Origin of the sequence: Desulfonatronospira sp. (assembly GCA_003563255.1) — a bacterium.
Classification (GTDB): domain Bacteria; phylum Desulfobacterota; class Desulfovibrionia; order Desulfovibrionales; family Desulfonatronovibrionaceae; genus Desulfonatronospira.
In genome coordinates this window covers 1-18786 of sequence record PWSL01000215.1, presented here as the reverse complement: position 1 = coordinate 18786, position 18786 = coordinate 1, and the positions used below count along the sequence as shown (strand labels likewise).

Genomic DNA, 18786 nt, shown 5'->3' with positions numbered 1-18786 from the left:
TTTTACGGGGCAGGCAGATCACACCCAGTGAAATCCGTCCCAGTGAAACCCCCTTTGGGGAGTCCCAAGGGACTGTTTCACGGGATAAACTGCGCTGAGACTTCGTCTATTTCACCGGGCAAGCAGATTGACACAGATGAAAGAGATTTAAGAAGCATGTTTTTTCCTTGCGGGAATAAGACCCCAGTGAAACCCTGCTCCGCAGGAACGCTTTCAGCGTTGTTTCACGGGGCAGGACCCACAAGGAAAAGGCATCAGCCGCTTGCGCGGCGGGGGGAGCACCTGAGCTTAGTGTCCAAAAATGAAACAATCCCAGTGCCAAGTGCTGAACCCCCGTCATGGCTCAAATTTTTCTTGTATTTTATGACAACAGGGTTTCAGGAGTAAGCCACTAACTAAGGAAGAGAATAGGTACCGTTAACATCCACATGTATATCTCCATGGGGTGGAAAACCTTGCCCTTGAAAAGCACCACCACCGTCAATGCCTTCAAAACGACCTGTACCGCCTTTAAATACAAATTCTCCAGTCTGTTTTCCTCTTGGGTCACCAGAACCTTTCAGGCGAACTACTTTTGTGGTGTCATCAAGGAAATTGTAGACTGCATAACCACTATACTTCGTTTCTGGGCCGGAACGCTCAAAGGTCAGCCAAACCTTGACAGTTGCCGTTTCCCCGTCCTCGTAAAAAGCAAATCCCCGTTGGTGCATGATACCGATAAAATGCCCTTCATGCCCTTCAATCGCCTGCATGTTGCTTTCAACCGTAACAAAAGCCTCTTTCCAGTTTATTGCCGTCTGTCCTTTTGCTTCAGATGCTACAAGTAGAATGCATGAGATCGGCAATATTAGAATCAATGAAAGAACTTTTCGCATTTTTCATCTCCCGGTATTGTTGGTTTTTAATGCCTATATAATATTGTCTAGCAGACACGCTTGCGGTAACTTCTCAATAACTCCGGGCGATCTTACACTAAGAAAATACCTGGATTCCGGCTTTCGCCGAAATGACGAATGAAAACAAGTCGTTGTATTGTGATGTCATAACGGCGGAAGCCGGTATCCAGGAATACTGCCCGGAGGTATCTGTTTAGCGATTTGGATGTGGCATGGGGACTGGCTCTTCCGGGACCCACTTGTCCCAGAAAATGAGTCATTTTGAGCACAAATTGATGCTCAAGTGGGTCCCGGAGTTGCCTGTCCCCTGGTTTCCTTAAAAGCGCAAAACAGATACGCCCGGAGTTATTGAGAAGTTAACAACTTTGCTCATAAACTGTACCCGTTTTGACCCCTGCTTAGAACTATTGAGAACTTACTATCCAAGGATGATGCGACTGCAAAAAGTCTTATTTCCAGTCGCAGTAGTCAGTGGCCAGTAGTCAGTAGTCATTAAAATCAAAGAGTTAGATGGTCCATATTTATCACTACCAGTTAATATCTGACTTTTTGCAGGTGCGTCAAGGATTGAATCCGGTGCATTGCATCAGGCATTCATGTGCCATCAACATGCTCGGGACTGGCTTCAGCCCCGACCGACATCAAAAACCACCTGGGCCATGAAAACCTGCAATCCACCATGGTCCATCTGTAACCATTCATAGGGGGCTCGGTGGTGGCTACTGGCATCAGGCCTGGGGACTGTCCCCGCTAAGTAGTAACTGTGCAGGTTCACAAAACTTAGCGTCCATAATTTTTGTATTTGTGCAGAAAAGGTGTAGCCGGGACTGTCCCCAGGCCGATTGGGGCACACCCTGAATGGTTACGTCCATCTCAAGCTGAGCCTGAATCGCAAACGAGATCTGCAGCAGAAGTTCATTGACTACACCCAGAACCAGACCCATGACCCCAAACTGGATGAGTTTCTAGACTGGGAGAAAGAGCAGGAGACTCTGGACTGGCTGGACAGGCTGTAAGGCCCATATGCAGGCTGAGCCCAAACGAGTAATACTATATTCCAAGGCCAAAAATTATGTTGCCAGCCCAAAATAATTATGTTGCATGTCTTCATATCCACCTGATATCAATGAAGATGCGAAGAACACGCCAAATCCTGCGTATTTACATGCATATCAACCTGTTATATATAAAAACTCGCAACATAAGGGACAGGCACCCCGCAAAATTTTTATTACAGAAACGCTTCAGAATATATGAAAAGTAAGTGCGGGTATCTGTTTAGCGCTTTGCATGTGGCACGGGGACTGGCTCTCCCGGCACTTATTTTTCAATAATGATCTTCGCATCAGCTAAAAATTAGTGCGGGGGTGCCTGCTTTCCTTAAAAGCGCTAAACAGATACAAGTGCGGAGAGATCCAGCCCACTTCCAGGCTGGAAACTATGCATGCAATATGCAAAGCGCTGTACAGATACTTTCTATGGAACCATTCAAGGGGTCCTCGATGGTGATTGCAGTCCCCAGTCCGGTATCCGGAGTCCCCTGAATGGTTACCTTTCCATGGAATGCGCTGATTATTTTCAACCACTGAGAGGTCAATTTCTATGCACATACTTGTCACCGGCGGAGCAGGGTACATCGGCAGCCATACCTGTCTTGAACTGATCAATAGCGGATACCAGGTCGTAGTAGTTGACAATCTTGACAACAGCAAAGAGGAATCGCTGCGTCGGGTTGAAAGAATAACAGGCGGGTCAATCGAATTTCATAAACTTGACTTGCTGAATATTGAGCCACTCGATGCTCTGTTTTCCCAAAGGCGGTTCGATGCTGTGATCCATTTTGCCGGACTTAAAGCGGTAAGCGAATCAGTGCAAGCGCCCCTGCGATATTACCATAACAACATCACCGGAACCCTGAACCTGTGTAATGCCATGTGCCGCCACGGGATCAGGAATTTCGTGTTCAGTTCTTCAGCTACTGTGTATGGTGATCCTGAAGCCGTGCCCATCAGGGAGGATGCTCCCTTGAAAACCACCAATCCCTATGGGCGTACAAAACTGGTGATCGAAGATATTCTTAAAGATTTGCATGTTTCTGATTCAAGGTGGAATATTGTCCTGCTGCGTTACTTTAATCCCGTAGGTGCTCATGAGGGCGGTGAAATCGGGGAAGACCCCAATGATGTCCCCAATAACCTGTTTCCATATATCACTCAGGTCGGCATTGGAAAACTGGACAAACTGCTGGTGTTTGGCGGAGACTATCCCACCATCGACGGAACCGGAGTCAGAGATTATATTCATGTGGTCGACCTGGCCATTGGACATATCAGAGCAATGGAAAAACTAAAGACCGGCCCTGGTCTGGCCGTTTATAATCTCGGCACAGGAGTCGGATACAGCGTACTTCAGGTGATAACCGCCTTTGAAGAAACCACTCAAGTTGCAATTCCTTATGAGATTGTTGGCCGTCGCCCCGGAGATGTTGCGGTTTGCTATGCCGAACCAGGTCTGGCCGAAAAGGAACTTGGCTGGCGTGCCCAAAGGGGGCTGAAACAGATGTGCGCTGATGGCTGGCGATGGCAAAAAAACAATCCGGATGGATTCCGGTAGCAGTGGATATGGCCTTGAACATTTCTGTTATACACCATCAGGAGGTCACCATTCAGGGGTCCTCTGTGGTGATAGCTGAAACCCTTCTGTTGGAGTAAAAATCGTGAAGAGCCCACAGTATATAAGGTTTGTTTTTCCTGGTCTGGCTAAAGTGTTCTGTGTGTTCGGGACCAGGATGGGCGGAGTCAGTTCGGGCAGCTTTGCTCAGGGCAACATTTCTCTGGATGTTGGGGATGAGCCTGAAAACGCTGCGACTAACCGAAGGGCTCTGAAAGAGGATTTAGGGCTGGACAGCTGGGTGGATCTAAAGCAGGTGCACGGCACCAGGGTGCATTTCGACCCGCAGGAAGATTGCCTGGCCGGATCATCACTGGAAGGAGACGGCATAGCTCTGTCGTCAGTTAGAGCAGGTGCGGTGATTAAGACGGCGGATTGTCAGCCCATCATGATTGCTCACAAGTCCGGAGATTTTGTACTCGCTCTTCACTGCGGCTGGCGGGGAAACCGGGCAGGCTTTCCGGAAAGAGCAACAAAAGAGTTCTGCAAACACTACAACCTTAATCCGACGGAACTCCTGGCAGTCCGCGGCCCCTCCCTGGGGCCATGCTGCGCGGAGTTTCATTACTTTGAGGAGCATTGGAGCCGGGAGTTTACAGAATATTATCAGCCGGAGCAAAAGACCATGGACCTGTGGTCCCTGACCCGGGACCAGCTTGTCAGTGCAGGCCTGCTCCCCTCAGATGTCTTTTCCCTGGATATGTGCACCAGGTGCCGGGAGGATTTGTTTTTCTCACATCGTCGGGAAAAGCCCAGCGGCCGGCAGGCTGCTGTTGTTTATCGCCTTTGAGAATCCCCTGAATGCTTACGCAGGTTAACTGAAGTGTTATTAGGCGCTTAGTACAAATTTCAAACCAACATGTTGGTAACTTTTTCTATAATCCTGCCCCTCTAGATAGGATCACGCGCACGGCGTAAACTCCCCTCCCTTAGGAAGAAAGTATAGGTGTATGGGGGTATCCATGTGTGGGTGTAAAGATATTTTGACTCCCATACTCCCATACGCCCTTACTCCCTCTTATCGCTCCCACGCTCTGCGTGGGAGCGTATCTGGACCGCTCTGCGGTCATTGGTGGACGCGGAGCGTCCGGAAGATGTTCCCACGCAGAGCGTGGGAACAATAAAGGAATGATGCCCCGGAGGGGCCACTTTTTCCGTGCAAGGTCGCGGAAAAAGCCTGATGACTTACTCCTGAAACCCTGCCTGTCCCGTTAAACAAGAGGAAGGTATAATATTTTATAAGTTTCGCTGTAGTGGTATCTTGTTCATCAGAAAAATAAGTGCGGGACTGTACCAAGTGGGATAAGAGCACTTCTTTATCTTGGGTTGCGGGCATGGCCAGCGTTAGTAGTGCTAATCCAAATTGCGGAATATGCGGTGCCAGGGGATTTCCAGCTCCAGGCTGTGCAGGGGCAGGGGTTGTTCCGGGGGGATATCCAACAACTCCCAGGTGTTCTGCTGGGTGCGGCGGTAGAGTTCGATGCGCCTGCGTTCCGGGTCCATGAGCACGAATTCTTGCAGTGAGGGCATGTTTCGGTAGTAAGCCGCTTTGTCTCCCCGTTCAAAAGCTGCGGTGGATTCGGACAGAACCTCGGCCATCATCACAGGGTAGCGCATGAACAGTTCTGCTTTGTGGTCCTCTGGATCACAGGTCACCAGCACATCTGGATAAAAGTAAATTTCTGCTTGTTTTATTTCCAGCTTCATGTCCGCCATGTATACCCAGCAGGGCGAGCCTTCCAGAGAACGGTCAAGTTCTGCGAACAGGTTCCCGGCTACTGTTACATGCCGTCTAGAGGCTCCGCCCATGGCAAAAATCTCCCCATGGATGTACTGATACTTTTCCAGCTGGGCCGGTTCCCACTCCAGGTATTCTGCAGCAGTCATGGGCTGAACAGGTTGGGCTTCTCCCATATCAATCTCCTTATTATTGGTGCAACAGGCTTTGACATGCAGATAATGCAAACTCTCAAGAACCACGCTCTGCTGCCGGAAACGACCGAGCGCAGGCAGTCTGGACTATTCTTTAAGTGCCGCATATAAGTTTGCCAGGGCGGTATCCTTTTTGATATAAGAAACATGACCGGCAGGACAAAGTCAATTTACCGTGAATCTTTGCAAAAAAAAAGGAGTAAAATGAACAATAGGGGGATAATTTTTGATCTGGACGGTACTCTTCTAAATACCCTGCAGGATCTGGCGGATACCGTGAACAGTGTTCTCAAGAGCAGGGGATGGACCACTCACCCTGTGGATGCCTACCGCAATTTCGTTGGCGACGGGCTGACCATGCTTATCAGGCGGGCTGTACCCGGGGATGTCCAGGACCAGGTGGTTATAAATGAATGCATTCAGGCGGCCCGTGAGGAGTATTCCAGGCGTTGGGCCAATAAGACCGCCCCGTATCCAGGGGTGCTTCATGCCCTTGAGGATCTGGACCGCAAAGGGGTGCCCATGGCTGTTTTGTCCAACAAGCCCCATGAGGCCACTCTGCATACTGTGGGCCACTTTTTTCCGGACGGGTATTTTCAGGTGGTGCAGGGAGCCCTGCCCAATGGTGCTGTCAAGCCTGACCCTGAACCGGCCCTGGAAGTGGCTGCCAGAATGGGCCTGCAACCGGACCAGGTTTATTTTCTGGGGGACTCCAACGTGGATATGTTTACAGCCAACAGCGCCGGAATGACTGCTCTTGGGGCGGCCTGGGGCTTCCGGGGCAAAGATGAACTGTTAAAGGCCGGGGCACATTATATTCTGGAGACTCCGGAGGAGATTCCGGGATATTTTTGACGGCAGCTTTCAGTCCGTACTGATATTGTAGTTTTTGAGCTTGCGGTAAAGATAGCTTCTCTCCAGGCCTATGGCCTCGGCCAGCCTGGACACGTTGCCGTCATGTTCTTTCAGTTTCTGGTCCAGGAACCTGGCTTCAAACAGAGACCTGGCCTGTTTGAAGTCGTGGGGCATGGCCTCCTGCATCCTGGCACCGCTTTCATCCGGACCCTGCCCCGAGACTGCAGCGTCCCTGATCTCCGCAGGGAGCATTGAGGCACTGATCTCCCGGCCCTGATGCATTATATACATCCTCTCAACAAAGTTCTTGAGTTCGCGTACATTTCCCGGCCAGGGGTGTTTCTGCAATATGCTAATGACATCAGGGCTGAAACTAAGGGGCTTGAAATTATGTTCCTGGCTCAACTGAGAGGTGAATTCTTCCAGAAGGGGGGGGATATCTTCTTTTCTGTCCCGTAAGGGGGGCAGGCTCAGTGGAAAGACGTTCAGCCTGTAAAACAGGTCTTCCCTGAAACTGCCCTTCTTCATTTCCTGCTGCAGGTTCTTGTTGGTGGCGGCTATGACCCGGACGTTGACGTTTATGGTCTTGTGTCCGCCCACGCGCTCAAAACTCTGCTCCTGCAGGATGCGCAGTATCTTGGCCTGGGTCTTTAGGCTCATGTCTCCTATTTCATCAAGAAACAGGGTACCACTGTCAGCCAGTTCAAACTTGCCCTGCTTGGAAGTCGACGCCCCGGTGAAGGAGCCTTTTTCATGGCCGAAGAGTTCCGACTCGATGAGTTCTTCAGGGATGGCCGCGCAGTTGACTGCAATTAGAGGGTGATCGGCCCGGTTGCTTTTGAGGTGCAAAGACCTGGCCACAATTTCTTTTCCAGTACCGTTCTCGCCGGTAATCAGCACCCAGGCCTCGGTAGGAGCCACCTGTTCAATGTGTCTCCTCAGTTCCGTGATATGATGGGACTCGCCGGTTATTCTGTGTACTTCCGAGGATTTGCTGCTCAGGCGAAGCCTGCGGTTTTCCCGCCTGAGTTTGGAGAATTCAAGGGCCTTTTCCAGGGTGATCAGAACCTTTTCCAGGGACAATGGCTTTTCTATGAAGTCAAAGGCGCCGCTTTTGATGGCCTGTACCGCAGTCTGGATGTTGCCGTGTCCGGAAATCATGACCACAGGCAGATATGGATGGCTCTCCCGTAGGCGGTTTAAGACCTCCAATCCATCCACTCCCGGCAGCCAGATGTCCAGAAGGACAAGGTCAACCCCGGGGCCGATCAGCCGCAGGCCAAGCTCTCCACTTTCGGCCTCCAGTATCACGTAGCCTTCGTCTTCCAGGATACCACGCAGAGAGAGCCTGATATCCTCTTCATCATCAATTATTAATATTTTTCCAGACATATGCATTTGGGGGTTGGGATTAGAGGAAGCACTTTCTTTTATAAATTTTTTTGGATCAGCTGTCATCATAATTTAGATGTGCCTGCAAAAATTCGAGGCAGAGATAATTAAGCAACCGCTTTATCTCAATAAGTCTTAGTTTATACATATCTGTTCAGCACTAGGTACTGCTTCCAGCCCGGGGGACTGTCCCGTACTTATTTTTTGTATCTGTTTAGCGCTACAGCGACACTATATTTCAGCTGGAAGGGGACTGGCTCTTTTGCCGCCGGACAGTCCGGCCGTTTTACGGTTTGAGGTCGGCAAAAGAGCCAGTCCTCATGCAACATCCAAAGCGCTAAATGTTACTACTTAGCGGGGACAGTCCCCAAGCCTGATGCCAGTGCCCTGGCCTTGTGCCATTAGTCACCACTGTGGACCCCCTGAATGGTTACGCCCGCGTCAGTCTATTCTTGTTGATTGCTAATGTATGCGAAACAATTTACATGATAGAGCAGCAAAGGACAAGCTTTCGGCTTACCAGTTCAGCCCATTCCCGACAGGGTCATTTCCAGTATGTGTGCCGGCGCTGCTTTTTCATGGTTTGCCTCGAGTCCCGGGGGTTATCTATACCTATTGGTACAAAAGTATCTGTTTAGCGCACTCCGGGACCCACTTGAGCATCATTTTGTGCTTGAAATGTTTCATTTTCTGGGACAAATGGGTCCTGGAAGAGCCAGTCCCCATGCTACATCCAAAGCGCTAAACAGCTACCTTTCGGCAAAGCCGGGATTAGTTGTTGAAACAAGGAGGAAGAAGCAGCAATGCGAAGCGTACGGGCACAGACAATATATACGGGTAACCAGGTTCTGCAGAATGCATGTCTGGTATTTGAAGGGCCTTTAGTAAAAGAGGTTTCCAGGGAAGTACAGGGTGAGCTGGTGCATGAATGCAGGGTGATAACCCCGGCATTGATAGATCCCCACAGCCACATAGGCATGGTCAGGGCAGGTGAACCCCGGGCCGAGGCCGAGTCCAACGACAGACAGGATCCTATCCTGGTCATGGCTGACGCGCTGGACTCGTTGCAGATGGATGACCAGGCCCTGCAGGATGCCGTTGAAGCAGGGGTGCTTTACTCCTGCATCCTGCCGGGAAGCGGCAATATAATCGGAGGCAGAAGCGCGGTTATTCGAAACTATGCTGCGGACAGTACCCGGGCCTTTGTTGCAAGGTCCGGGCTCAAGGCGGCCCTGGGATATAATCCCATGTCCACCACGTCTTGGAGCGGGTCCAGGCCCACCACCCGCATGGGGGCCATGGCCATGCTGCGCAACAGGCTGGACCAGGTGCTGGTCAAGGAAAAGCGCCGTCAGGTCGCGGACGAGGAAAAGAAAAAAGAAATCATTCTGTCCGTGGAAGAAGAAACCCTTCTCCAGGTCTTGAAAGGAGAACTCCTGTTAAGGGTGCACGTGCACAAGGTCGATGACATCGCCGCCCTTTTGAGGCTGGTTGATGAATTTTCACTGCGCGTACATATTGAGCATGCCATGGGCGTACACCATGCTGAGATCTTTGAAGAACTGGCCAGACGCGGTATACCGGTTGTTTACGGTCCTGTGGATGCTTTTGCCTATAAGGTGGAGTTAAAGCACGAGAATTGGCGGAACCTGAAACACCTTCTGAGTTCCGGTGTCGAATTCGGGCTCATGACTGATCACCCGGTGACCCCTGCCCGCCAGTTGCTTTTGCAGGCCCGCTGGCTTCTGCGCCTGGGGCTTGACAGGCAGCAGGCTATTGAGGTTCTGACCAGGAAAAATGCAACAGTGCTTGGGATTCAGGACAGGCTTGGCACCCTGGAAAAGGGCAAATGGGCCTCGTTTGTGTGTTGGAAGGGCGATCCGTTCGACCTGGCCGGGTATCCGGAGGTGGTTTACGGTGAGGGAGATGCAGTCTGTCGTGCCGATGCTTGACAGGTAGAACTTTTATTACTTTGTGTATACGTTCAAAAACAATTTCCACCCGGCTGTCGCATGTTTTTCATAACTATTTGACTTTCTGTTCAACCGTGAACGACGATCCTGGAGCTTTCACCCCCTGTATCTGTTTAGCGCTTTTAAGGAAAGCAGGGGACAGGCACTCCGGGACCCACTTGAGCATCATTCTGTGCTTAAAATATCTCATTTTTGGGGACAAGTGGGTCCCGGAAGAGCCAGTCCCCATGCCACATGCAAAGCGCTAAACAGATACCATCCCCTTATAAGAGTTTAATCATAGCGAGGAAGAAGATGATTGCAGATACTGTCCACAACGTGTTGAAAAATGCCTGTATTGAGGTCAATGGAAACAACCCCTGGGACATACAGGTCCATGATGAGCGCTGGTACAAGAGGGTATGGAGCGAAAAAAGCCTTGGCCTGGGAGAGTCCTACATGGACGGATGGTGGGATTGCGAGCGCATAGACGAGATGATATACAGGCTTTTGTCCAGCGGGCTGGAGCGGAAAGTCAGTGGAAATGTCAGGTACTTGATCAGGTTTCTGCCGGCTGTTTTATTAAATCTGCAGTCCAAGATGCGTTGCCGGGTAATTGCAGATAAACACTACGATCTGGGCAATGACCTGTTTTTTTCATTTCTCGACCCCCACCTGCAGTACAGCTGTGGCTTTTTCAAGAATACCAGAGATCTTGGAAAGGCCCAGCAGGAGAAAATGGACCTGATTGCCCGAAAGCTGCATCTTGAATCCCATGACCATGTCCTGGATATTGGCTCTGGATGGGGAGGGCTGGACCGTTACTTTGCCGAACATTACGGTTGCAGGGTCACGGGGGTGAATATTTCCAGGGAGCAGCTCTCGTATGCTGAAGAGTTTTGCCGCGACTTGCCGGTGGATTTTATCGACCAGGATTACCGGGAGATTACAGGACGGTATGACAAGCTGGTTTCAGTGGGCATGTTCGAACATGTGGGTTTTAAAAATTACCAAACCTTTATGCAGGTGGCTTATGACTGCATGAAGAAAGATGGCATTTTTCTTCTGCATACCATTGGCAGCAACAGGTCCAGAAGGGGCTGTGATCCCTGGATAAGCAAGTATATCTTTCCCAACGGGATGCTTCCCAGCATGGCCCAGATTGCCAGGGCCGCTGAGGGCCTGTTTGTGCTGGAAGACGTACACAACCTTGGACCGCACTACGACAAGACCCTAATGGCCTGGAACAGGAATTTTCAAGAAGCCTGGCCCGGGCTTTCCGCAGAAAACAGCAGCTATGACCTCCGCTTCAAGCGCATGTGGGAGTATTATCTGCTATCATGTGCCGGGGCTTTTCGGTCCAGGTATATTCAACTGTGGCAGGTGGTATTTACCAGGCATCTTCCGGGTGACAAGCAGCCTTTTTGCAGGTATTAGGCCTATAGTTTACGCTTGGCCGCCATGTATTGCATTACGGGGTTGAATTGTTCTTTTATCATTACGTATCTGTTCAGCCCTTTTAAGGAAAGGAGGGGACAGGCACTCCGGCACCCACTTGAATGTGTTTTTGTGCCTTTGGAGCCTGATTTTCAGCTTCAAGTGGGTGCCGGAAGAGCCAGTCCCCTTGAGGTACATATAAGTTTCGTTGTAGGGTTAGTTACTGCAATCTCTCGTTAGCAAAGCTGGTTGCCTTTTATCTGGTTCATTCTTATCGGGGGCAGCCCCACTGCCCGGCGTTGCCCCCCGCCATGGCTCAAATTTTTCTTGTTTTTCTGACCCAGTTAAACCCAGCAAAGCTGGAACGCGAGGCGTTGTTTAACCGGGCAGGCCCCAGTTAAACCCTGCTCCGCAGGAACGCTTTCAGTATTGTTTAACGGGGGCAGGCAGGGTTTCAGGAGTAAGTCACAAACATCTTTCTGACGCTTTGCGTCCACAAGAAAGTATCCAGGCTGGAGCCTGGGAACGAGGGGTGTCAGTTACTTATAGGTTCGGTCCCGGGCCCCCGGGTGAGACGCTTTTATCTCTCAAGGTAATATTCATGCAAAGTGTATACAGAAACATTTTTGAACTGGCAATTGATACACTCATGTCTGCCAGAAGCTGGATTCTGGGGGCTGTCCTGGTTTATTGCACTGCGGCAGTAGTTGCCTGGAGCCTGCCGGGATATTTTGATTTTTTGGAGGTTCAGTTCGATTCTCTGATGCAGCAGTTCATGCATTTGGGGGCATTGGAATTCATCCTGAGAATATTCGTGCACAATCTTATAGCCAGCTATCTTGCAATGTGTTTCGTCGTGTTTTTCGGCATTGTTCCACTTACATTTGCCGTTTTCAACGGACTTCTGCTGGGCTGGTTTGCCGGATGGATGGATCACGTGCCCTGGGTGGAAATGGCGGTCATGTTGGTGCCTCACGGCATATTCGAGTGGCCGGCAATGTTCATTGCTTTCGGGGTGGGAATGTGGAGAGGTGTAGGTTTTCGATGGAGTGAAGTATACCTGTCCTGGCTGGACAGGTTGAAACGGGTGCACTGCGTTTACCTGATTTTTGTTGTGCCTCTGCTTTTTGTCGCAGCCATTATTGAGGGCCGCTATCATTTGCTGGAATTGCTGTCCTGAAGTCTGGGCAATAGACTGGCATAAATGAAAAGTATCTGTTTAGCGCTTTACTTAAAAGCGCTAAACAGATACGAACAATAAATACCGGGAGAGCCTGTCCCCCTCCGGGCTGTAAGCCTCCGGGCAGGAAGCCGTGCTCAACACGTCCTGCAAGGGTTAACCGGATAATGCCCCGAAGGGGCCACTTTTTTGTGCAAGGTCGCGGAAAAAGCCTGGTGACTTACTCATGAAACCTGCCTGCCCTGATAAATTCACGAAGTGTAGGCGGAACCATTTAACTGGGGCGCCTTTGGGTGAGATTATGTTTTTGGGTTGCGGGCACAGCCCGCGTTAGTTGGTCACTAAAGTTGCTCATGAACAAATAATGTTCACACCCTGGATTTGAAAATATTTTCACGGCAACAGATGCATAGTGTAAAACAGTAATAATATATTTTAGTCTATAGATATCCGATGGTTATAAAGCAAGATAGAAATTTGGCTGAAGTTCTGCAGGCCAGGACTCTAGCTCTGGTTGAGAACCAGAAGTTCCAGAGGCTGGTTATTGCCGTAATATTATTAAACGGCATTGTTCTGGGGCTGGAAACGTCGGATTTGGCCATGGCCCTGGCCGGTCCGGTTCTTTTGACCATTGACAAACTGTGCCTGGGCTTTTTCGTGGTGGAGTTGCTGATCAAGATTTATGCCCAGCGCAGGAAGTTTCCCAAGGATGGCTGGAATGTATTTGATTTTCTGGTGGTAGCTGTTTCGCTGATACCCGATCAGGCCGGATTTGCTGTTTTAAGATCTTTGAGGGTTTTGCGGGTCTTGCGCATGATTTCTGTTTTGCCCAGCATGCGCCGGGTGGTGGGAGCCATGCTGCACGCTCTGCCCGGAGTAAGTTCGGTGGCCGGGATTATCGCCATTGTATTTTATGTGGGCGCAGTCATGTCCACCAAACTGTTCGGCAGCGAATTTCCGGAAATGTTCGGCCATATGGGTGCTTCACTGTATACCCTGTTTCAGGTTATGACTCTGGAGGGCTGGTCCGAGGACGTGGTTAGACCTGTAATGGAGGTTTACCCTAACGCCTGGCTTTTTTTCGTGCCTTTTATCCTGGTGACGACTTATACTGTCATCAACCTGGTTGTCGGTATCATAGTAGGGGCTATGGAGGATAGGGCTATTGAAGAAGGCTCCAAGCAGGACCCGGCAGTAGTACTCACCCGGCTTGAAAAACGCCTGGAAGATATGGACTCCAAGATGGAGGAACTGCTCAGGGAAAAAAGAAGATAAATAAGTGTTGACAAGCAAATCAATAGATAGTAATAATTATTAATATGAATATTTAATAACCAGGAGGTAGATTATGAGTAAGACCCAGAAGAATCTGCAGGATGCCTTTGCAGGAGAATCTCAGGCCAACCGTAAATACCTGGCCTTTGCCAAGCAGGCTGAGAAGGAAGGATTTCCCCAGGTGGCCAGACTGTTCAGGGCTGCTGCCGAAGCCGAGACAGTGCATGCCCATACCCATCTGAAAAACATGGGGGAAATAAAGACCACCAAAGAGAACCTGGAAACGGCCATTGCCGGGGAGACGCACGAGTTCAAGCACATGTATCCGCAAATGATCAAGGAAGCCGAAGAAGAAGGCCACAATGCGGTCAAAAGAAGCTTTCAGTTTGCCAATGACGTAGAAGAGGTCCATGCCAACCTGTACAAGAAGGCCCTGGAAAAAATGGAGAACCTGGAAGAGGCGGAGTACTACATCTGCTCTGTGTGCGGATACACTGTAGAAAACGATGCACCGGACAAATGTCCAATCTGCAACGCAGTCAAGAAGGCCTTTTACAAGGCTGAATAACGCTACAGCGAAACTTATGATTGACCTCCGGGGACTGGCTCTTTTGCCGCCAGTTTATTGAGAGTAGGTGCAAGCTATCAACCGGCAAAAGTGCCTGTCCCCAATTGAGGTATAATATTATATTTTATAAGTTTCGCTGTAGTGATAAGCCCTGTTTGTATTGTCAAAGGGTATGAGCCAGTGGCGAAGAAGTTCAATCTTCAGTGCCACTGGCTTTTTTGTTTGATATTTGCAGGTTTGGGTATCTGTTTAGCGCTCTGAAGGTGGCATGGGGACTGGCTCTCCCCGCACTTATTTTTTCAAATATGCTGAAATTTCAATAATAAATAAGTACCGGGGTGCCTGTCCCATAAACATGCAAGCAAGGATTTTTTTTCTTGTTCCCAGGCTGGAGCCTGGGAACATCGCTTTTTTGTGGCTCCAGCCACATTTTTTAAGAAGCGGCTGGTGCCACTGAACTAAGCGTTCCCAGGCTCCAGCCTGGGAACAAGAGGTAACCAGGAACGAAGAACCAGGAACCACGAACCAATTATAACGACCAACATGTTTGTTTGAAATTTGTACTAAGCGCCTAACGCGGGCCATGCCCGCAACCCAATACAGAAAAGAGTTTTTTGCCCACAGATCACACAGATTGACACCCCAGTTGAATGGAAGAAATTCAACGGGGCAGGCAGATAAAAGAGGTTTTTTATGTGCATACCAGGAATGAGGAACCTGGTATGCACATGGTCTCCACCGCATCCGCGGTAGATACAAGGCTTCAGTCGACCTTGCCGGGGCTTATCTTTACCAGAACGATTTCCGGCGGGGCCAGGACCCGGATGGGCGGACCCCAGCTGCCGGCCCCGCTGGTGACTATCAGGGCGGAGTCGTTTAAACGGCGTATGCCGTAGACGTGATCGTACTTGAGCCGGACAAAGAAGCGGAAAGGAAAGATTTGGCCTTTGTGAGTATGCCCGGCCAGGTGCAGGTCCACTCCGGCGTCCCGGGCGATTTCAAAGCCCCAGGGACGGTGGCTGACAAGTATGTTGTAGTTTTCCGGGTCCAGCTGACGTGTCAGTTCCCTGGTGACGTTTTCCTGGTGTTTTTTGAATCGCCTGTATGGCGCTGGATCGCTTACTCCTGCGATATTAATTTGTGTGCCGGAAATATATGCAATCTCATCTTCCAGCAGTGTGAAGCCGGCCCGGTCGAAAAAATCTCTGGACTCCTGTACTCCGGCATAAAACTCGTGGTTGCCAAGGACTGCGTACTTGCCCAGGCCAGCCTGCATGCCATGCATGATACGGGCTTCTTCATGCAGCCATTCCAGGTGGTCGTTTAATATATCCCCGCCCAGGATGATCAGGTCCGGGTCCTGGTCATGGACAAGACTTTTTAGGTCCTTGACCCGCTGCATGGACTTCTGCACCCCCAGGTGGGTATCCGAGACAAAGACCACTCGCAGCTCATTATCGATTTTTGGCGAAGATATTTCGTACTCTGTTACCCGCACCGGACCTGCTGCCTCCATAAACCCCCAGCCCACGGTGAGAAAGGTTATGATGATGATTGCAAGGGCCGCTCCCCGGGAAAACCCGGGGCTGATCTTTCCCCATACAGGCTGGACAATAAGTTCCAGAACAAAAAGGGCAAGCTGGAGCAAAAAGAGGTAAAATATCACTCCCAGCCAGGTAAAGACTATTTGCCATATGACATGCACCAGGGGTTCGGGCCAGGAAAGGGGGATGAGATGGGCGGCTATGGGGCTAAGCGCCAGGAGCAGGCAAAGCCGGAAGCCACCGCGCCTGATTCTTGAAGAGAATCCGAACTGCCCGGAGAAGCGCACCCAGGTGAAGCAATGCATACCCAGGTAGACCAGGAAAAAGGCCAGGATGAAAAGCATAGTTTGGTTCGTGCTGCAAAACCTGAAAGTTTAGGGTGATCAAGTTCTTTACTTTGATCAGCGATACATAGCAAGGACAATTGGTGCTTGAATTTTGGTAACTTCTCAATAACTCCGGGCAGTATTCCTGGATACCGGCTTTCGCCGGTATGACATCACAATGCAACGACCTGTTTTCATTCGTCATTCCGGCGAAAGCCGGAATCCAGGTATTTTCATAGTGTAAGATCGCCAGGAGTTATTGAGAAGTTACAAATGTAGCACTACAGCGAAACTTATAAAACATTATACCTGCCTCAATTGCGCTGAACGTAACCATTCAGGGGATCCTCGCTATTGATTGCTGGCACCAGGCCTGGGGACTGTCCCCGCTAAGTACTATCTATGTTAGGTTCACACAACTTAGCGTTTGTCATATTTTATTTGTGCAGGAAAGATGTCGCGGGGACTGTCCCCGGGCCGGTTCCGGCACCCCCTGAATGGTTACCGCTGAACAGATTACCTGGTTATCCATCATTTTGTGCGCCTGTAGCTCAGTAGGATAGAGCAGGAGCCTTCTAAGCTCTTGGCCGGGGGTTCGAATCCTCCCAGGCGCGCCATTTTTTGCCCCCCATCCCGCCTTCTTCAGATCAATCATTCCGGTGCCGGCAGGGTCACAAGGAGGTGGGTGCCTTCATCTTCAGAAGTGGTAAAGGATATGTCTCCGCCGTGGGCCCTGGCGATGAGCAAGGCACTGTATGTACCGAGGCCCGTGCCGTATTGTTTGCCGTGAGTTACGTAGCGCTCAAAAAAATTGTTGCGGATGCTTTCGGGAATAGCCCCCTGGTTGTGGATATCCACAAGAAATGATTTTTCGCGGCGGTTTATGTTTACCTGAACCCGATCTCCAGCTGGAGATGCATCCAGCGCATTCTGCAGCAGATTGGCAAACAGGGAATCAAGAAGGATTCTTTCCCCCCGCACCATTAGCGTGTCCTGCCTTTCCAGGGGCTTTCCTTCCAGGAAGTACTCCAGTTGCACTGACCTGCTTTCGGCGGACGGCATTAACTCATCGTGCAGGGAGCAGAAAAGCTCAGCCAGGTTGACTCTCTCGTCTTTAACGGTATAGGTTCCCTGCTCTATCTGCAGGATAGACATGGTATTGTTGAGCATACGCAGGAGCTTTAGACCGCACTGATAAATCGTTACCACAAAGTTACGCTGCTTTTCGCTTATATCCTCCTTCAACAGCAGTCTCCCCAGTCCGGCGATGCCGATGAGAGGGGACTTCATATCATGGCGCACAATGCGCTCCACTTCGCTGCGCATTTTTTCCAGTCTCTTCTCCTGGGTTATATCGGTGAGCACCCCGTTCCAGATGATGGCCCCGTCCTCTTCCCGGACCCGGGACAAGGCCCTGTTTTTTATCCAGATCGTTTCCCCGTTCTGCACCAGGTCCATGGAAAAGACGAACTCATGCAGAAAGTCCGGATCATCATTGTACTCCAGGTTCTGTAGGAACCGGTTTCGTATCTCTTCATCCATCCCCTGAAAAAAAAGCTCCCGGTTTTCGAGCACCTTGTAGGGATCCAGACCGAACATCCAGCGCACACCATCGCTTACAAAAGTAAACCTGCCCTTTCCGCGGCCCGGGACAAGGTACTGGTAAACAACACCGGGGATATTGGCAGTCACCTCCCTGAGACGCCTCTCACTGGCCTTGAGGGCTCTCTCCACCCTGGTGCGGTCGGTTATGTCCTGGATGGTCTCAATTGCACCCATCACCCGGCCCTGCATGTCCCGGTAAGGGGCAGCCAGGAAATATATATCCCTGTCTTCACCCTGCATCCTGAGTGTGTCTCTGGCTTCGAAGGCATCCGGGATAAAAAGGCAGGTAGCCAGGTGTTTATCCCCGTACATCCGGCACATCTTGTCCTGGTTGCTGTCAAGGACCATATCCGCCAGAACCTGCCTGGGGGGGCCATGATAGAAAATCTTTGAATCTATAGCCCGGCCCAGTGTTTTTTCACTTGGAACACCTGTAAAATTTTCACAGGCCTTGTTCCAGATGACAACTTTGTGTTCATGGTCAATAACAAAGGTAGCGATAGGCACGGCGTCAAGTATGGCTGCAAGCTGCTTTCTGCGTATCCGGAGCCTGGTTTCGTATTGTTTGTGCCTGGTAATGTCGCTCAGGCTGGTCAGCAATGCTTCCCTGCCGTTCCAGGTGATTTTGTTCATAAAAATCTGTACTGTAAAACTGACCCCGCTACCGGGGTTAAGGGCAATGGATGTAAAGGTAAGGCTTCTACCTGCTCTTATCCGGGGCCAGAGCTTGGAAAGCTTGCGCAGGGGCGTCCTGGGAGCGAAATAATCCCTGCTGAGATTGAGCTGCAGGGCCTCCTGCCTGTTCAAACCAAACATCTTCAGGGCCCTGTCGTTCAACTCCAGGATCTTGCCGTGCTTATCATGCACAAACAGGGCCTGGTTAACACTGTGAAACACCTGCAGCAGGTCCTGGTGTGTTGCATTGCAAGAATCGCTACTGTAGTGATTATTGTCTGCCTGGTTTTTCATAATGCTTTAGGCGCATAGCACAAATTTCGAACAAACATGTTGTTTCATTTTTAAAAAAAGCCAGGAGGTTATGCCCACGGAACACACGGAAGTTTTACCTCTCGTTCCCAGGCTCCAGCCGCTTACCTCTCGTTCCCAGGCTCCAGCCTGGGAACATTTAGTTCTTGCGGCTCCAGCCGCTTCTT

14 protein-coding genes and 1 tRNA gene are annotated in these 18786 nt (G+C 50.4%); 10 read left to right on the top strand and 5 right to left on the bottom strand.

Annotated features, from left to right (window positions below):
* Positions 1-395: 395 nt before the first annotated feature.
* Positions 396-875 (bottom strand): hypothetical protein, encoded by a 480-nt coding sequence (locus tag QZP87_RS06385; RefSeq protein ID WP_291322092.1) that lies wholly within the window; start codon positions 873-875, stop codon positions 396-398.
* Positions 876-1738: 863 nt separating this feature from the next.
* On the opposite strand from QZP87_RS06385, the gene QZP87_RS06380 reads away from it, so the two are divergent.
* From QZP87_RS06380 to QZP87_RS06370, 3 genes are all read left to right on the top strand, one after another.
* The gene (locus QZP87_RS06380) at positions 1739-1912 is read left to right on the top strand and encodes a hypothetical protein (RefSeq protein WP_291322091.1); all 174 of its coding nucleotides are present in this window, start codon (positions 1739-1741) and stop codon (positions 1910-1912) included.
* A gap of 586 nt (positions 1913-2498) precedes the next feature.
* Positions 2499-3509, top strand: a complete 1011-nt coding sequence (gene galE, locus QZP87_RS06375) for a UDP-glucose 4-epimerase GalE (protein WP_291322090.1) — start codon at positions 2499-2501, stop codon at positions 3507-3509.
* A gap of 103 nt (positions 3510-3612) precedes the next feature.
* On the top strand, positions 3613-4356 hold the full coding sequence (locus tag QZP87_RS06370; protein ID WP_291322089.1) for a polyphenol oxidase family protein: 744 nt from the start codon (positions 3613-3615) through the stop codon (positions 4354-4356).
* A 563-nt stretch (positions 4357-4919) separates the two neighbouring features.
* On the opposite strand, the gene QZP87_RS06365 is transcribed toward QZP87_RS06370, so the two are convergent.
* Positions 4920-5480, bottom strand: a complete 561-nt coding sequence (locus tag QZP87_RS06365; protein ID WP_291322088.1) for a Uma2 family endonuclease — start codon at positions 5478-5480, stop codon at positions 4920-4922.
* A 222-nt stretch (positions 5481-5702) separates the two neighbouring features.
* Here QZP87_RS06365 and QZP87_RS06360 point away from each other — a divergent pair, with 222 nt between their 5' ends.
* Positions 5703-6353: an HAD family hydrolase gene (locus QZP87_RS06360; RefSeq protein ID WP_291322087.1), complete on the top strand. Its 651-nt coding sequence runs from the start codon at positions 5703-5705 to the stop codon at positions 6351-6353.
* A gap of 9 nt (positions 6354-6362) precedes the next feature.
* Here the strand turns inward: QZP87_RS06360 and QZP87_RS06355 are convergent, their stop codons facing one another.
* Complete coding sequence (locus tag QZP87_RS06355) at positions 6363-7745, bottom strand: sigma-54 dependent transcriptional regulator (protein WP_291322086.1); 1383 nt, start codon at positions 7743-7745, stop codon at positions 6363-6365.
* Between the two features lie 803 nt (positions 7746-8548).
* On the opposite strand from QZP87_RS06355, the gene QZP87_RS06350 reads away from it, so the two are divergent.
* The 5 genes from QZP87_RS06350 to QZP87_RS06330 all read left to right on the top strand — a co-directional run bounded on the left by QZP87_RS06350 (position 8549) and on the right by QZP87_RS06330 (position 14157).
* Positions 8549-9697, top strand: a complete 1149-nt coding sequence (locus QZP87_RS06350) for an amidohydrolase family protein (RefSeq protein WP_291322085.1) — start codon at positions 8549-8551, stop codon at positions 9695-9697.
* Positions 9698-10012: 315 nt separating this feature from the next.
* Positions 10013-11134 carry a cyclopropane fatty acyl phospholipid synthase gene (gene cfa / locus QZP87_RS06345; protein WP_291322084.1) on the top strand — a complete coding sequence of 374 codons (1122 nt, stop codon included), beginning with the start codon at positions 10013-10015 and terminating at the stop codon, positions 11132-11134.
* A gap of 601 nt (positions 11135-11735) precedes the next feature.
* A complete protein-coding gene (locus QZP87_RS06340; RefSeq protein WP_291322083.1) occupies positions 11736-12314 on the top strand; it encodes a stage II sporulation protein M in 579 nt (192 codons plus the stop codon).
* A 477-nt stretch (positions 12315-12791) separates the two neighbouring features.
* Positions 12792-13589, top strand: a complete 798-nt coding sequence (locus QZP87_RS06335; protein ID WP_291322082.1) for an ion transporter — start codon at positions 12792-12794, stop codon at positions 13587-13589.
* A 73-nt stretch (positions 13590-13662) separates the two neighbouring features.
* Complete coding sequence (locus QZP87_RS06330; protein WP_291322081.1) at positions 13663-14157, top strand: rubrerythrin family protein; 495 nt, start codon at positions 13663-13665, stop codon at positions 14155-14157.
* Between the two features lie 763 nt (positions 14158-14920).
* Here the strand turns inward: QZP87_RS06330 and QZP87_RS06325 are convergent.
* Positions 14921-16045, bottom strand: a complete 1125-nt coding sequence (locus tag QZP87_RS06325; RefSeq protein ID WP_291322080.1) for a metallophosphoesterase — start codon at positions 16043-16045, stop codon at positions 14921-14923.
* A 522-nt stretch (positions 16046-16567) separates the two neighbouring features.
* Here QZP87_RS06325 and QZP87_RS06320 point away from each other — a divergent pair.
* Positions 16568-16644: transfer RNA gene (locus QZP87_RS06320), tRNA-Arg, on the top strand.
* Between the two features lie 34 nt (positions 16645-16678).
* Here QZP87_RS06320 and QZP87_RS06315 read toward each other — a convergent pair.
* Positions 16679-18601, bottom strand: coding sequence for a PAS domain-containing sensor histidine kinase (locus tag QZP87_RS06315; RefSeq protein WP_291322079.1), 1923 nt, complete (start codon positions 18599-18601; stop codon positions 16679-16681).
* Positions 18602-18786 lie beyond the last annotated feature (185 nt).

Bases quoted from the DNA above. Each gene is read 5' to 3' on its own strand.
- QZP87_RS06340 (WP_291322083.1), top strand. From the start codon at position 11,736: ATGCAAAGTGTATACAGAAACATTTTTGAACTGGCAATTGATACACTC.
- QZP87_RS06330 (WP_291322081.1), top strand. From the start codon at position 13,663: ATGAGTAAGACCCAGAAGAATCTGCAGGATGCCTTTGCAGGAGAATCT.
- QZP87_RS06315 (WP_291322079.1), bottom strand. From the start codon at position 18,601: ATGAAAAACCAGGCAGACAATAATCACTACAGTAGCGATTCTTGCAAT.
- QZP87_RS06385 (WP_291322092.1), bottom strand. From the start codon at position 875: ATGCGAAAAGTTCTTTCATTGATTCTAATATTGCCGATCTCATGCATT.
- QZP87_RS06360 (WP_291322087.1), top strand. From the start codon at position 5,703: ATGAACAATAGGGGGATAATTTTTGATCTGGACGGTACTCTTCTAAAT.
- QZP87_RS06325 (WP_291322080.1), bottom strand. From the start codon at position 16,045: ATGCTTTTCATCCTGGCCTTTTTCCTGGTCTACCTGGGTATGCATTGC.
- QZP87_RS06350 (WP_291322085.1), top strand. From the start codon at position 8,549: ATGCGAAGCGTACGGGCACAGACAATATATACGGGTAACCAGGTTCTG.
- QZP87_RS06365 (WP_291322088.1), bottom strand. From the start codon at position 5,480: ATGGGAGAAGCCCAACCTGTTCAGCCCATGACTGCTGCAGAATACCTG.
- cfa (WP_291322084.1), top strand. From the start codon at position 10,013: ATGATTGCAGATACTGTCCACAACGTGTTGAAAAATGCCTGTATTGAG.
- QZP87_RS06355 (WP_291322086.1), bottom strand. From the start codon at position 7,745: ATGTCTGGAAAAATATTAATAATTGATGATGAAGAGGATATCAGGCTC.
- galE (WP_291322090.1), top strand. From the start codon at position 2,499: ATGCACATACTTGTCACCGGCGGAGCAGGGTACATCGGCAGCCATACC.